The 14,094-nt window shown below is 38.2% G+C and carries 17 protein-coding genes and 1 riboswitch; of the genes, 11 read left to right on the top strand and 6 right to left on the bottom strand.

All coding sequences use genetic code 11. From position 1 onward, the window contains the following. The first annotated feature begins 58 nt into the window (after positions 1 to 58). From ACWM35_RS09450 to ACWM35_RS09435, 4 genes are all read left to right on the top strand, one after another. The gene (locus ACWM35_RS09450; protein ID WP_454817655.1) at positions 59 to 1,522 is read left to right on the top strand and encodes an Msr family ABC-F type ribosomal protection protein; all 1,464 of its coding nucleotides are present in this window, start codon (positions 59 to 61) and stop codon (positions 1,520 to 1,522) included. A 222-nt stretch (positions 1,523 to 1,744) separates the two neighbouring features. Beyond that, positions 1,745 to 2,734, top strand: a complete 990-nt coding sequence (locus tag ACWM35_RS09445) for a quinone oxidoreductase family protein (RefSeq protein ID WP_454817653.1) — start codon at positions 1,745 to 1,747, stop codon at positions 2,732 to 2,734. A gap of 95 nt (positions 2,735 to 2,829) precedes the next feature. Next, a complete protein-coding gene (locus ACWM35_RS09440; RefSeq protein ID WP_454817651.1) occupies positions 2,830 to 3,156 on the top strand; it encodes an antibiotic biosynthesis monooxygenase family protein in 327 nt (108 codons plus the stop codon). A gap of 147 nt (positions 3,157 to 3,303) precedes the next feature. After that, positions 3,304 to 4,512, top strand: a complete 1,209-nt coding sequence (locus ACWM35_RS09435; protein ID WP_454817649.1) for an MFS transporter — start codon at positions 3,304 to 3,306, stop codon at positions 4,510 to 4,512. A gap of 2 nt (positions 4,513 to 4,514) precedes the next feature. Here ACWM35_RS09435 and ACWM35_RS09430 read toward each other — a convergent pair whose 3' ends face one another. From ACWM35_RS09430 to ACWM35_RS09420, 3 genes are all read right to left on the bottom strand, one after another. After that, the gene (locus tag ACWM35_RS09430; RefSeq protein ID WP_454817647.1) at positions 4,515 to 4,985 is read right to left on the bottom strand and encodes a divergent PAP2 family protein; all 471 of its coding nucleotides are present in this window, start codon (positions 4,983 to 4,985) and stop codon (positions 4,515 to 4,517) included. 64 nt (positions 4,986 to 5,049) lie between these two features. Next, on the bottom strand, positions 5,050 to 5,232 hold the full coding sequence (locus ACWM35_RS09425) for a YolD-like family protein (RefSeq protein WP_454817645.1): 183 nt from the start codon (positions 5,230 to 5,232) through the stop codon (positions 5,050 to 5,052). Positions 5,233 to 5,325: 93 nt separating this feature from the next. Beyond that, positions 5,326 to 5,709 (bottom strand): GtrA family protein, encoded by a 384-nt coding sequence (locus ACWM35_RS09420; protein ID WP_454817643.1) that lies wholly within the window; start codon positions 5,707 to 5,709, stop codon positions 5,326 to 5,328. A 153-nt stretch (positions 5,710 to 5,862) separates the two neighbouring features. Then, positions 5,863 to 5,905: riboswitch (PreQ1 riboswitch) on the top strand. Between the two features lie 55 nt (positions 5,906 to 5,960). On the opposite strand from ACWM35_RS09420, the gene queC reads away from it, so the two are divergent. From queC to queE, 3 genes are read left to right on the top strand one after another with little or no spacing between them, the layout of a single operon-like run. After that, a complete protein-coding gene (gene queC / locus ACWM35_RS09415) occupies positions 5,961 to 6,620 on the top strand; it encodes a 7-cyano-7-deazaguanine synthase QueC (RefSeq protein WP_454817641.1) in 660 nt (219 codons plus the stop codon). Positions 6,621 to 6,624: 4 nt separating this feature from the next. After that, positions 6,625 to 7,107: a 6-carboxytetrahydropterin synthase QueD gene (gene queD, locus ACWM35_RS09410; protein ID WP_454817639.1), complete on the top strand. Its 483-nt coding sequence runs from the start codon at positions 6,625 to 6,627 to the stop codon at positions 7,105 to 7,107. Further along, complete coding sequence (gene queE / locus ACWM35_RS09405; protein WP_454817637.1) at positions 7,100 to 7,828, top strand: 7-carboxy-7-deazaguanine synthase QueE; 729 nt, start codon at positions 7,100 to 7,102, stop codon at positions 7,826 to 7,828. The genes queD and queE overlap by 8 nt, the downstream gene beginning before the upstream one ends. Before the next feature lie 39 nt (positions 7,829 to 7,867). Here the strand turns inward: queE and ACWM35_RS09400 are convergent, their stop codons facing one another. Continuing rightward, complete coding sequence (locus tag ACWM35_RS09400; RefSeq protein WP_454817635.1) at positions 7,868 to 8,110, bottom strand: glutaredoxin family protein; 243 nt, start codon at positions 8,108 to 8,110, stop codon at positions 7,868 to 7,870. A 172-nt stretch (positions 8,111 to 8,282) separates the two neighbouring features. Between ACWM35_RS09400 and ACWM35_RS09395 the strand changes: the two genes are divergently transcribed. After that, positions 8,283 to 9,002 (top strand): TerC family protein, encoded by a 720-nt coding sequence (locus ACWM35_RS09395; protein WP_454817633.1) that lies wholly within the window; start codon positions 8,283 to 8,285, stop codon positions 9,000 to 9,002. A gap of 40 nt (positions 9,003 to 9,042) precedes the next feature. Here ACWM35_RS09395 and ACWM35_RS09390 read toward each other — a convergent pair whose 3' ends face one another. Next, on the bottom strand, positions 9,043 to 9,177 hold the full coding sequence (locus ACWM35_RS09390) for a hypothetical protein (protein ID WP_454817631.1): 135 nt from the start codon (positions 9,175 to 9,177) through the stop codon (positions 9,043 to 9,045). A gap of 154 nt (positions 9,178 to 9,331) precedes the next feature. Here ACWM35_RS09390 and ACWM35_RS09385 point away from each other — a divergent pair, with 154 nt between their 5' ends. The 3 genes from ACWM35_RS09385 (at position 9,332) to ACWM35_RS09375 (ending at position 13,384) form a co-directional block, all read left to right on the top strand. Continuing rightward, complete coding sequence (locus tag ACWM35_RS09385) at positions 9,332 to 10,216, top strand: proline iminopeptidase-family hydrolase (RefSeq protein WP_454817629.1); 885 nt, start codon at positions 9,332 to 9,334, stop codon at positions 10,214 to 10,216. A 66-nt stretch (positions 10,217 to 10,282) separates the two neighbouring features. Continuing rightward, positions 10,283 to 11,620 carry an MDR family MFS transporter gene (locus tag ACWM35_RS09380; RefSeq protein WP_454817627.1) on the top strand — a complete coding sequence of 446 codons (1,338 nt, stop codon included), beginning with the start codon at positions 10,283 to 10,285 and terminating at the stop codon, positions 11,618 to 11,620. Positions 11,621 to 11,905: 285 nt separating this feature from the next. After that, complete coding sequence (locus tag ACWM35_RS09375; protein ID WP_454817625.1) at positions 11,906 to 13,384, top strand: sensor domain-containing diguanylate cyclase; 1,479 nt, start codon at positions 11,906 to 11,908, stop codon at positions 13,382 to 13,384. An 81-nt stretch (positions 13,385 to 13,465) separates the two neighbouring features. On the opposite strand, the gene ACWM35_RS09370 is transcribed toward ACWM35_RS09375, so the two are convergent. Next, positions 13,466 to 13,984, bottom strand: a complete 519-nt coding sequence (locus ACWM35_RS09370) for a gamma carbonic anhydrase family protein (protein ID WP_454817623.1) — start codon at positions 13,982 to 13,984, stop codon at positions 13,466 to 13,468. Between the last annotated feature and the right edge of the window lie 110 nt (positions 13,985 to 14,094).

Genomic DNA, 14,094 nt, shown 5'->3' with positions numbered 1-14,094 from the left:
TTACTCTCCATCACAGGCAGAACGCCTGTGATTTTTTATATTTGGAGGGAAATGAAAAATGGAAAAAGTTTGCATAGAATTAGAAAATATAGAACTATCATTTTTAGATCAAGTGGTATTAGAAATCCCGAGGTTAGCCGTTCATCAGTTTGATCGTATCGGGATAGTCGGGAAAAATGGAGCTGGAAAAAGTACGTTATTAAAGGTGATAAATGGTCAAATCACTCCTGATAAAGGGCAAGTTCATCGCTTTACGGACTTTGCCTATTTCGACCAACTTTCCGTGCCAGTGGAAAGTGAAATAAATTATGATTTAGTAGGAAAACTATCGATCCCACAGACAGAAATAGAAAATTATAGCGGCGGTGAACAAACACGCTTAAAGTTAGCTTGTATTTTTTCAAGCTATCATGAAGCAATAATACTGGATGAACCTACCACTCATCTAGATGCAGCAGGTACACAGTTTTTCATTGAAGAAATGAGGTATTACTATGGTGCACTAGTGCTTATCAGCCATGACCGCTTTGTATTAGATCAACTCGTGACAAAGATTTGGGAAGTGGAAAACGGCAAGGTAGTGGAATATACAGGCAACTATTCCGATTATACGGCCCAAAAAGAACTAGAACGAAAACAACAACAAGTACAACATGAAAAGTATATAAAGGAAAAAACTCGACTTTTAAAAGCCGCAGAAGATAAGATGAAAAAGGCGGATAAAATCACACAGGCCAATGGTCATATTTCAAAAAAGGAAACTAAGGCGAAGGCCAATAAAATGTTTATGACCAAATCAAAGGAAACGAGTCAAAAAGCCGTTCAACGTGCGGCCAAGGCGATTGAACAACGGGTAAAACAGCTGGAAGAGGCAGAGGCACCAGAAGTGGAGAGGAGCTTACATTTTCCACAGTCAAATGCCCTTCAACTCCACAATAAGTTTCCGATTATGGCTGACCGCTTAACATTAAAAGCCGGAGAAAAAACACTTCTCAAGGAGGTTAGTTTCCAATTCCCATTAGGTAAGACAATTTCCATTACCGGGAATAATGGTTCAGGGAAAACCACACTCCTACACCATATCATTCAGCAAGGAGATGGGCTGGTCGTCTCTCCTAAAGCGGTTATCGGAACTTATGGACAATTGGGCTATCAATTTGATAAAGATGAATCTTTGATCGACTATATGAAAGAGAGAAGTGACTATGAAGAAAGAATGATCCGCTCTGTGCTCCATGCTATGAATTTTACAGGAAATGATATTCGTAAAAATGTCCGTGAGTTAAGCGGCGGAGAGGCCATTCGTCTCGTATTATGTCAACTATTTCTTGGCAGATACAACGTCATTATTTTAGATGAGCCAACCAACTTCTTAGATGTATTTTGTATCGAAGCCTTGGAACGTTTTTTAAAGGGATACGAAGGAACCGTCATCCTTGTCTCCCATGATCGAAGGTTTATCGAGCGAGTTGCTGATTGTGTCTATACAATTGAAGATCAACAACTGAAACGAACAACCTAATTTCAAATACAATGATGAATAAATTTTAATAGTTAAACAAGAGAAAATGACCTTCAGAAGCAGCTGAAGGTCATTTCATTCCTTCCATTGCATGATAAAGGACATCCTTTATGAAGAAACAGATAAAATGACCTTTATAAACCTACTTATGCAAATAAAAAGGAAATTCCAATTATGTAGAGAAATAGTAGATGTTTCAACTATAAAAAAAGGAGGACTATTATGAAAGCCATCATTATCCCTAAGTTTGGACCGCCAGAAGTGATGAAATATACCGATATAGAAATGCCTATAATAAAAAATAGCCAAGTGTTAATAAAGGTTGAAAAATGCAGTGTGAATTTTGCCGATGTTAAATCCAGGTATGGAAATAAGGGTAATCAAACTTTTCCATTTATCCCTGGTCTTGATTGTGCAGGGGTTATTGTGGAGATTGGCAAAGATGTGAAAGATATCAAGCTAGGTGATCGAGTCATCGCTTTTCCATCGACTGGCTCTTATGCAGAATATGTTGCCGCAGATGCCAATTTAACTTACTTACTTCCAAATAACATACAATTCGATGTTGCAGCTGCCTGTCCAACTGTTTCTTTTCTTTCTTATAAACTACTAGTCGATATTGCAAGATTAGAAAGAGGTGAAACGATTTTAATACATTCTGCTGCAGGGGGTGTCGGAACTACTGCGATTCAAATAGCAAAAAGCCTCGGAGCCAAGAAAATTATTGGAACAGTTGGCTCTAAGGAAAAAGAAGCAATAGCCATACAGGCCGGGGCAGACGAAGTTATTTGCTACGAAACAGAAGACTTTCCGAATATCGTCAATGAGATAACAGACAGCAGAGGGGTAGATGTGGTATTGGATTCTGTTGCAGGGGCGACAACAGAAAAAAGCCTTTCCTGTTTAGCCCAATATGGCCGGTTAGTTCAATTTGGAAATTCAAGTGGAAAGCAAGGTACCTTCAAAACGAGTGATTTACATTCTAGCTGTCGCTCCGTTCTCGGATTCAGTTTAGGGACAACAAGAAAAAATAGACCCGAAATTTTAATAAATACGGCTGCGAAAGTACTAAAACTGATTAGTGAAGATTCCTTAAAATTACATATTGGCAAGCAATTCCCACTAAAAGATGCCATATTAGCACACCAATTAATCGAGAGCAGACAAAGTACAGGTAAAATTGTATTAGATGTTTCCAAAGAAACTTTTTAAATTTGGAATAAAGGGGAAATGGTTACAGATAGAGAACAGAATGGAAGAATCGGAGACCAATCGATGTTTCGACATTAATGGAAGGAGGAAGAAAAATGAGCAACCTTGTCATAACTCCTGAGCCGCCATATTACGCAGTGATTTTTGCATCACAAAGAACCGAAGGCGACAACGGATATGCCAAAATGGCTGATAAAATGGTGGAGTTAGCCGCCCAACAGGAAGGTTTTCTAGGGGTGGAAAGTGCCCGTGATGAAGAATTAGGAATCACCGTTTCCTATTGGAAATCACTTGAAGCCATAACGTATTGGAAGCAAAACGCTGCCCATCAAGTTGCACAACAACGAGGTAAAACGGAGTGGTACAAAAATTTCTCCTTACGGGTTTGTAAAGTAGAAAGACATAGTTTTTTTGATCAATAGCTTATATGAAAAATGACCGGGTATGACTGGTCATTTTTTTACTTTCATTTATTTCTATAATCTAATATTTCGGGAATGAAAATAATTTAGAATTGTGATACTATTACAATATTAAAAAATGGTCGTTATCATTAGGAGATGGACATCTTGGAAACATGGAAACGTAATTTATGGGTACTTTGGATTGGCGTGTTTTTTACTTCCGCCAGCTTTTCCATGGTTATCCCGTTTCTGCCGATTTTTCTGTTGCAAATTGGGGTTCATGATCATACCGAATTGTGGTCAGGTTTATTATTTAGTGCGGCTTTTTTTGCCGGAGCGATTGCCTCACCATTCTGGGGCAGAGTGGCAGATAAATACGGGAGAAAACCATTGTTAATCAGGGCGGGCTTTGTCCTCGTGTTTGTCTATACTTTAACAGCGTTTGTCACCAATCCTTATCAACTATTAGCCCTACGCATCACACAAGGTTTGTTAAGCGGATTTATTCCAGGTGCTATCGCCTTAATTGGCACGAATACACCAAATCACAAGGTAGGCTATGCCTTATCGCTTATTTCAACAGCTTCGGCATCAGGAGGAATTTTAGGTCCGTTATTAGGTGGGGGAATTGCGACTTTAGTGGGGAATCGCTGGGCCTTTGCCAGTGCCGGCATCATTGTGCTCGTGTCAACTCTCCTCGTCATATTTTGGGTAAAAGAGGAAAACTTCACGCCAAGTAAGGACCCTGGTTCAATCCGAAATGACTTCAAGCTAGCCTTAGCCAATCGACCCTTCATGCTAGTCCTAGCTCTAACCTGTGTGACCGCATGCTCAATCCTGACAATTGAACCTGTTCTACCGCTATATATCGTTGATTTGGGCGGTTCAACCGCACATGCATCCTTATTAGCGGGGATTGTCTTCTCACTGCCCGGGATTGCCAGTGCCATCTTTGCCCCTTATTGGGGGAAATGGTCAGATAAAGTTGGTTTTCAACGTGTTCTTTTCATCGGCTTATTGGGCGGTGGGATCGGCATGATCGCCCAGGTAATTTTCAGTAATATTTGGGGATTCTCGATTACTCGCTTTATTTTTGGAATCTTTTTCTGTGCTGTCTTCCCGGCATTAAATGGTCTTGTAGTTAAGACGACAGCAGAAGATTTTCGAGGACGTGCCTTTGGTTTAAACCAAAGCGCTACCCAGCTTGGCGGGATGATTGGTCCGATGATCGGCGGCTATCTTGGTGGAATTTTCCCCGTCCAAATGGTGTTTATTGTCACAGGATTATTATTGTTAGGCGCAATGGGAATGGCGTATTGGAATTCCAGCGTGTTAAATCATTCCTTCAAACAGAAAGTCATTGCAGGTAAGTAGGGTTAAAACGGATAAAGATAGTAGGTACATATGCCAACAATAATACCGGTAATTGCTCCGAAAAATACTTCCGTCGGCTGATGGCCCAACAATTCTTTTAATTTTTCTCTAGACTCGGGTTTCTTCAAATTCGGGTCTTTTAATGTTTCAATCAGCTGATTAAAATCCGCTAATAAAGTATTTAATATTTCTGCATGATAGCCGGCATGTCTGCGGACACCCATGGCATCATGCATGACAATGGCAGAAACCACGACGCAAATCGCAAACTCATTTGATTTAAAGCCCGCTAACATTCCTATCACAGTGGTTAAGGAAGTTATCGTTGCTGTATGCGAGCTTGGCATTCCTCCTGTGCTAAACATCAGCTTCCAATCTAATTCCCGAGTGGTCAAAAAATGAATCGGAATTTTTACAAATTGTGCAATCAGCATTCCTAAAAGTGCAGCCAAAATAGGACCGGATAAAAACATAGATACCCTCCAAAATTTAATCTGTTTTTAGAATATGAAAAACAGAGATTTTTAATCTGGATCATTACTGTATTTGCCGAATACAGGATAAATGGATCGCAATGGATTTTTGTTTTTCATCTCTTAACCAAAGAATCTGATCCAATAAATTCAAGCGAAACACACGACCTTTGAAGCGTTGTAAAGCACCATTGGAAAAATATTCAATCGTTATTAATCTATTTTCGGAAAGCTTCTTTAAATACATGTTTATCATCCCTTTTTTTATTATTCTTACCTACTCATCATAAGTGAGGAACTTTAAGATAGTATGAAGGGGATGTAAAGCATCCATTAAGATCTATTTAAATGTCCAAAAATTATTTAACGTGAAATTGACGAGCGGGATCACCAAAATGGTAACCAATTCACCAATTGAATAATGAAATGACAGTACTTCACAGACTGTGTACATAATTCCAAAATTTAGGATAAATCCGATTATAGAAACAATGATAAAGCGGAATAACTTATTAAAGGTGAAATACCCCCCAAAGGTATACTTGATGTTTAACAGAAACGAGAAAACGGTCATGATCATAAACGCCATGGTTGATCCATAAACAGGGTCTTTGTCGAATAGTTCTACAAATATAAAGACGGAAATAAAATAGATAAGTGTACAAATAAAACCGACGAAACTATACGTGATAAACTTCATCAAAATATCTTTATTTAAAAGCATATAGGCTACCTTTCTTGATGCAAATGATATAAACAATATTATATCTAAAATTGCTAAATTCGAAAATGATAGATGAAACAGAAATCATTTGTCGACAAAAACAATAAAAAAGGGTAGAATGATGGAGGAAATTTATAAAAAATTCCGCGATATGCGGTAGAGGTTCTAGCTACCCTCTGAAAAAAACTAAGGAGGACAGGACTGCTTTCTTTAGTAGTGCTGTTTTTTCTGTTTAAAAGGAGAGTTTCATTGTGAAAAAAGAAAAGGCTGTCGTCGTTTTTAGCGGGGGACAGGATAGTACAACTTGTCTATTTTGGGCAAAGGAACGTTTTGAGGAAGTCATTGCCGTAACATTTGATTACAATCAAAGGCACGCCGCTGAAATCGAGTGTGCCAAAAATATCGCAAGTCAACTTGGCGTAGAGCATCATATTTTAGATATGTCATTGTTAAACCAGCTTGCTCCTAATGCCTTAACGCGTCAAGACATCGAAGTAAAAGATGGGGAAGATGGTGAGTTACCATCTACGTTTGTTCCAGGTCGTAACCTATTATTCATGTCATTTGCCGGTGTGTTAGCTAGTCAGGTTGGGGCAAAGCATATCGTTACGGGTGTTTGTGAAACCGACTTTAGCGGTTATCCTGATTGCCGTGATATTTTTATCAAATCCTTAAATGTCACTTTAAATCTATCCATGGATCAGCACTTTGTGATTCACACACCATTAATGTGGTTAAATAAAGCTGAAACTTGGCAGCTAGCTGATGAGTTGAATGCCTTAGATTTTGTGAGAGAAAAGACATTAACCTGTTATAACGGGATTATTGCGGACGGCTGCGGTGAATGCCCATCTTGTGTCTTAAGAAAAAGAGGCCTCGACCAATATTTAGCTTCTCGGAAGGGGTTGTAAGCATATGTATGGATTTCGAATTGTCGATAAACTCCAGAAAATAGATGAAGGTATCAACCGTAATCAGTTGAAATATCATGCTAAAAGAGTACTTGTCAGTAAAGAATTTACCTTTGATGCAGCACACCATTTACATTGTTATGAAGGGAAATGCAAGAATCTTCATGGGCACACGTATAAGGTGATCTTTGGCATAAGTGGATTTGTCGATGAACGTGGCTTAATGATGGATTTTGGCGATATTAAGGACATTTGGAAAAATGAAATTGAAATTCACCTTGACCACCGATACCTGAATGAAACACTACCGCCGATGAATACGACCGCAGAAAACATGGTCGTCTGGATTTATGAAAAAATGACAGAGGCGTTGGAGCAGGAAGAAAGACAGGAACAATTCCATGGGGCTAGGGTAGAATTTGTTCGCTTATACGAAACCCCAACAAGCTATGCCGAAGCAAGACGGGAGTGGATGGAACTTGAGTAAGCTGCCCGTATTGGAAATTTTTGGACCAACGATTCAAGGTGAAGGAATGGTGATTGGTCAAAAGACGATGTTTGTACGAACAGCCGGCTGTGATTATTCCTGTAGCTGGTGTGACTCTTCCTTCACCTGGGATGGTTCTGGAAAAAATGATATTTGTATGATGGACGCAGAAGAAATTTGGCAAGAGCTAAAGACAATTGGCGGCAATCATTTTTCCTTTGTGACGATTTCTGGCGGGAATCCGGCCTTATTGAAAAATTTAAATGAGTTGACCGAAATCCTAAAAGCGAATCAGATTAAGATTGGTTTGGAAACACAGGGGAGCAGGTGGCAGGAATGGTTTTATGAGATTGATGAATTAACCATCTCACCAAAACCTCCGTCATCGGGAATGGTAACTGAATTTGATGTGTTAGACGATATTATTGGAAAGCTTGAAAAAAGTGAAGCTCCACAAAACATTAGTTTAAAGGTTGTCGTATTTGATGACCATGATTACGAGTATGCCAAGAAGGTTCATCTTCGTTATCCAAACATACCTTTCTTCCTCCAGGTAGGAAATGATGATACCACAACAGTAAATGATCAAGAGCTCCTCATTCATCTGTTAAAAAAATACGAAAGCCTAATCGACAAAGTCATGCTCGATCAGGAGCTTAATCATGTAAAAGTTCTACCTCAGCTCCACACCTTACTTTGGGGCAATAAACGGGGGGTATAAAAGGTAAAAAACCTCCATTGTTTGGAGGTTTTTTACCTTTTATAGCCCTAAAACTTTTTCCAATTGTTCTTGATTAAAACCAAGAATAACCTCTGATCCATTTTCATCTTCGACAACGGTTGCTGGAGTCGCTGAAGCCCCTAATTCCACGATTTCATTCAAATATTGTGAATTCTCACGAATATTTCTTTCTTCGAATGCAATACCTTTATCCTTTAACCAGAGCTTTTCTGCTGTACATGGTCCACAGCCTTCTTGGGTATAAACAATTACCTTCTTCATCTAAATCCCTCCATTATAAGGTTAGCTTTATTTTAAATCATTAGGTATTGAAAAGTCTCATTTTATGCTTTCTTCCTATTAGTATGTCATTTGAATCATATATCTTAAGACTGTACATACATTTAAATTAAGATGCAAAGGACAAGTGCAAAAATATGAAAAGGAGAAAGGGATGGAGTTATTACAAGAAATCATTTCTAGTTATCGTTCATTTTTTTCATTCGAGACTTTCCAACAAGTATTAACTGAACCTGCCAACTGGGGTGTGATCGGAACTCTGATTATACTTGAAGGGTTGCTATCAGCAGATAACGCCCTTGTTCTAGCAGTAATGGTGAAACATCTGCCAAAGGAGCAACGCAAAAAAGCACTTTTTTACGGGATATTTGGCGCCTATTTCTTTCGAATCATCGCCATTGGTGTTGGGGTTTCCTTAATCAATATAGGCTGGATCAGAATTGTTGGCGGTTTCTATCTATTATGGATTGTTTTACAAAATTTCACCAAAGATAGTGATGAGGAAGAAGTCCCTGCCAAACCGATGGGATTTTGGAGAACGGTTCTTGCTGTAGAACTTTTAGATATCGCCTTCAGTATTGATAGTGTAATCGCAGCCTTCGGGGTATCCAATCAAGTTTGGGTTCTGTTTTTAGGTGGTGTATTGGGGATTTTGATGATGCGGGGAGTCGCCCAATTATTCATTAAATTGATTGAAAAAGTACCTGAATTCGAAACTACGGCATTTTTGTTGATCGCCGTAATAGGAATAAAGATGATTGCCTCTGCCTTCGGCTTTCACCTAGACCAATTTGTATTCTTTGGTATGTTAATTGTGATATTTCTTGGAACCTTCATCATCCATGCCATCAAAGGAAAGGAAACAACCATGTAGACAAACCCCCATTGTGTCGGACAATGGGGGTTATTTGTTACTAACTTTTCTTTCCTTGGTATTTCAATTTGTTTTCTGCTTCGCTCATATTCGGATTTCTATTAGGAGTAGATTTACTAAGTGCTTTCTTCAATTCTACCGTAGCATCATCATTTGTATTATATTTTTGATCCATTCCATTCACCCCTTTTCAAATTTATTATGGGCAGAAAATTCCTTTTTATGATTGGGTAAGCTAAGGCTTGGTGAAATTAAATAGAATATTCATTCTCCACTAGAAAATGATAGAATAATGTCATGACAATATTGGGGAATTGAGGGGATCAATCATGATAGAAGAAGGATTTATTGAGGTAACGGGAGGAAAGGTCTGGTATCAGAAACATGATAAAGGGAATGGGGGTGTACCCGTTATTATTTTACATGGAGGACCAGGTTCCTCAAGCTACTCCTTACAGGAATTAAAAGCACTCTCTGAAGACCGTCCTGTTATTCTATATGACCAATTAGGATGTGGAAGATCCGACCGCCCAACAGACACGAGTCTCTGGAAAATTGATCGATTTGTTGAGGAATTAAGTCTGATCAGAACGGCACTAAACCTCAATGAGGTACATATACTTGGGCATTCTTGGGGAACCACACTTGCAGCTGCCTATTGTTTTACACAGCCGACAGGAGTTAAAAGTGTTATTTTTTCAAGTCCATGTCTAAGTGCTCCAATTTGGGAAAAAGACCAAAGAAGAAATCTTACAATACTGTCAAAAGAAGTACAAGAAACAATAAAGCGCTGTGAAGAAGATGGAATGACCAATTCACCAGAATTTGAAGAGGCAATTAAGGTTTTCAATAATCATTTTGTCTGTCGATTAAATCCACGTCCAGAATGGTTAAATAAAGGATTAAAATTCAGAAATGACGAAGTATACAATATCATGTGGGGACCATCAGAATTTACTGTGAAGGGAAATTTGAAAACATTTGATTGCACGGACCAATTAAAAGAAATCACATGTCCAACGCTTTATACATGTGGCAGATTTGATGAGGCTACTCCAGAATCAACCATATTTTTCAGTGGTCTTACCCCAAATTCTCGTTTTCATGTATTTGAAAACAGTGCCCATATGCCCTATATCGAAGAACCTGAAGAATATATGAATATCATTGGAGATTTTTTAAGCTCTATTGACTCTCATAATACAAAAAGATAGCTTACTAAAATTAGATTTTGCTAAAATAGACCAGTATTAATTGTTTTTGCAAAAGGGAGGTCTGGAATGAAGAGAAATAAGTATGTATTTTGGGGGCTGGTCATTACAACGCTGATATCTGCACTGGATGCTAATATTATGCAAACCGCTAGTCCAACCATTGTAGAGCAGCTAGGTAAAATGGAGCTATTTGCATGGATCTTTTCTGTTTATATGCTTGCTAGTACGGTAACTGTTCCACTTTACGGTAAATTAGCTGATATGTATGGTCGAAAAAATTTATTAATGATTGCTGTCGGAATCTTTACCCTAGGATCGATTCTTTGTGGCATGGCAAATTCGATGGTAACCCTGGTTATTTACCGTGGGATACAAGGACTTGGGGCAGGTGGGATGATTCCTCTATCGATGATTATCGTTGGTGATTTGTTTTCGATTGAAAAAAGGGGAAAGATCCAAGCCGTATTCAGCAGTATCTGGGCAATCTCCTCCATTATTGGTCCTGTACTTGGGTCATTTTTCGTCGAAGTGTTAACGTGGAGATGGATTTTCTTTATCAATATTCCGATCGGTATCGCAACCGTACTTTGCCTAATCCCTTTTAAAGAACAACTAGAATTTAAGAAATCGCATATCGACTTCAAAGGTTTCTTCTTATTTGGAATTTCGATCACGCTCCTGTTGTTGGCAACAAATGTCAGTAAAGGGCTTTGGTATGTTGTGGCTGGAATCATTGGTATGATCTTATTTGTTTTGATTGAGAGAAAAGAACCACATCCATTCCTGCCTGTTTCATTGTTTAAAAACAGGGGGATATTGATGACCAATCTGTTTATGTTATTCTACTGCTTGTCCTTTTTTGGGACATCAAATTTTATTCCTTTGTACTTACAGGAAGGAAACGGGATGAGCATCTATAAAAGTGGGCTGATTTTGCTTAGCATTGCTATCGGCTGGATGTTCGGAAGCACTCCAGCAGGCAAATGGATCATTCGTTTTGGTTATAAACCATTAATGCTTGCAGGTAGTTTTATTACGTTTCTTTCAGGGCTTGTTCTATATATTTATATAAACGATCTTTCCTACACAAGCTTATTCATCATCTTGACGATTCAAGGATTTTCCTTTGGTTTACTGTTTGCAGTTGGAACAATTGCCTCCCAAGAATTCGCAGAACCCAATATTAAAGGCGTCTCTACCTCTCTACAAATGTTTCTAAGGAATATCGGAACCTCTATTGGGGTAACAATCATGGGACTGATCATCAATCATGCAGCCAATATCCATCTCGGAATGAAGAATATCTTTCTCTATGCGTTAAGCTTAAGTTTCATCACCATTTTATTAGGATTTTTATTCCCCGCTAAAACTACAGCCATTAGTGCAGAAATACAAGTATCATAACAAAAGGCCTTTTACAAAGGCCTTTTCATTTTTGATTTTGGATACAATCATTTAAAAAGGGTGACGATATGTAGAAACCTGTATCTGGAAGAACGGGAAAAGGAAGAAATGGTAGCGACTAGTTTTGAAGTGTTAATACGTCACAAAATGTTCATGTATGATCGTCCTCACATGCTTCAAATATGATATTTTATACATAATAACAATCTTTTTATAGTGGAAATAATAAAATTCTAATTTAGATTAACACGTCCTTTGCTTTAACTTAATTCTTTGGGGTGCAACATGAAATACAACGGTAGAATCAAGTTTCTTATTTATACATTCATTTTTATTTTCATTGAATCCTTTTTTTCGGATACAATCCAATCATCGATTCTTCAGAGAGCTATATTTATTGCCGTCGCCTTTTTTGCAGGGTGGTATACAGATAAAGCCCAATTTTATCGAAGTCAGGCAGAAGCGAACGGGAAAATGATTTTTAGTTTAATTGAAAACTCTCCAGAACCCATCATGGTCTACCAAGACGAGAAGATTGTGTTTATTAACAATAAATTTGAGGAATTAGTCCAATCATCTGCTGATAGAATTATCGGTACATCCATTTTTGACATGATCCTGCCTAACTACCACGCGCTAGTTAAGGAACGTGTCCAAGAAATTTTAGAAGGAAAAACTTTTCAGAATCGTCTTGAACTTAAAATATATGTGAGTAAAAGGCACATCATTGATATTGATATCTCTTCTGCCTTAATCACTTATGAAAATAAACCTGCTATTGAAGTCATTTTAAGAGACGTAACCGTGCAAAAGCAATTAGAAGAAGAATTAAGGAAGAATGAGCAGCTCTATCGTTTTGTTACGGAAAATTCCACAGATATCATTTCCTACGTTAATCCAGATGGTATTTATGAGTATATTTCACCATCCTGCGAAAAGGTATTTGGCTATCAACAAGAAGAATTAATCGGTCAAAATATGTTTTATTTTTTCCATGAATTCGAGATGGAAGATATAGAAGAATTGGTTTCCGCCGCAAAAGCAGAATTGGATTTCACTTCCTTTTCACATCGTTATCGAAGAAAGGATGGATCCTATATTTGGGTAGAGACGAATGCTCGTGCAATTCGTAATTCTGGTGGAAAACTAGAAGCCATTGTTGCGGTTACACGAGATATTACCGAACGAGTAGAAAAAGAAAATGAGCTTAAAGATACCAACGCGATGCTTCGTTATCTTTCGAATATGGATGGGTTAACAGGAATACCCAATCGCCGGTATTTTGAAGATAAACTTCAAGAAGAATGGAATCGAACACAGAGAAATCGGTTGCCATTGTCCGCACTAATGATGGATATCGACTATTTTAAAAAATACAATGACCATTATGGGCATCTCGCAGGAGATGAATGTATTAAAGAAATTGCAAAAATCTTGAGTGCAACCTTGAAGCGTCCTGGTGATTTTGCAGCCAGATATGGAGGGGAAGAGTTCGTCGTCTTGCTTCCTGAAACCAATGCAAAAGGTGCTGCTGCTGTTGCCCAGTTCATTCTAGACAAAGTAAGAAAACGCAAAATAAAAAATGAAGGATCCAAAATCGATGAATTTATAACCATTAGTATCGGCTGCGCTTCTTTGATCCCGAATCAAGATTTGCAGCCCGAAGACTTAATTAGGTTCGCGGATCTAGAATTATACCGAGCTAAAAAAAGTGGTAAAAACCAAGTGAAAACATTAGAACATACATCTTTTAATTCTCAGTAAGCAAGCAGCTACTAGATGATAACCAAATGCTAGCAAATAGATATCAAATAGTAAAAGAGCTTGGGAAACCAAGCTCTTTTACTATTTTCCATTTAAGATTTGTTTAAATTCTTTTCCTTTATCGACATAATGTTCGCTAGACATTTTCAACATTTGCAGATCCTTTTCTGTAAGTTCACGAACGACTCTTCCTGGTGACCCAAGCACAAGAGAGCGAGGTGGGATTTTGATTCCTCCTGATAGCAGCGTGTTAGCACCAATAATACATTCCTCTCCAACTTCGACATTATCTAACAGAGTGGATCCCATCCCAATAATCGAGCTTCTGCCAACTTTACAACCATGTAAAATGACGTTATGACCCACCGTTACATCATCTTCGATGACAACAGGAAACCCTTCATACAAGTGAATCGTAGAGTTATCTTGAATACTGCATCTTTTTCCAATAATAATAGGGCCATCATCAGCACGAAGTACTGCATTAAACCAAATCGTTGAGCCTTCACCCACTTGAACATCTCCAATTAAATAAGCACCCGGTGCTACAAACACACTTTGATCCAATTCTGGTGACTTACCATTATAGGGAATCTGCATATCAATCTCTCCTTATAATTCAGAATAATCTAAATTATACCATTATTCGCAAGTGGATACACATTAATTTAAAGCTATCTATATCATAATTCTTGAGGAGGGATTAAGGC

The sequence above is a fragment of the Neobacillus sp. K501 genome (assembly GCF_053749995.1).
Note: the sequence above shows the minus strand (reverse complement) of the source record. Positions and strands in the feature narration are given on the sequence as shown.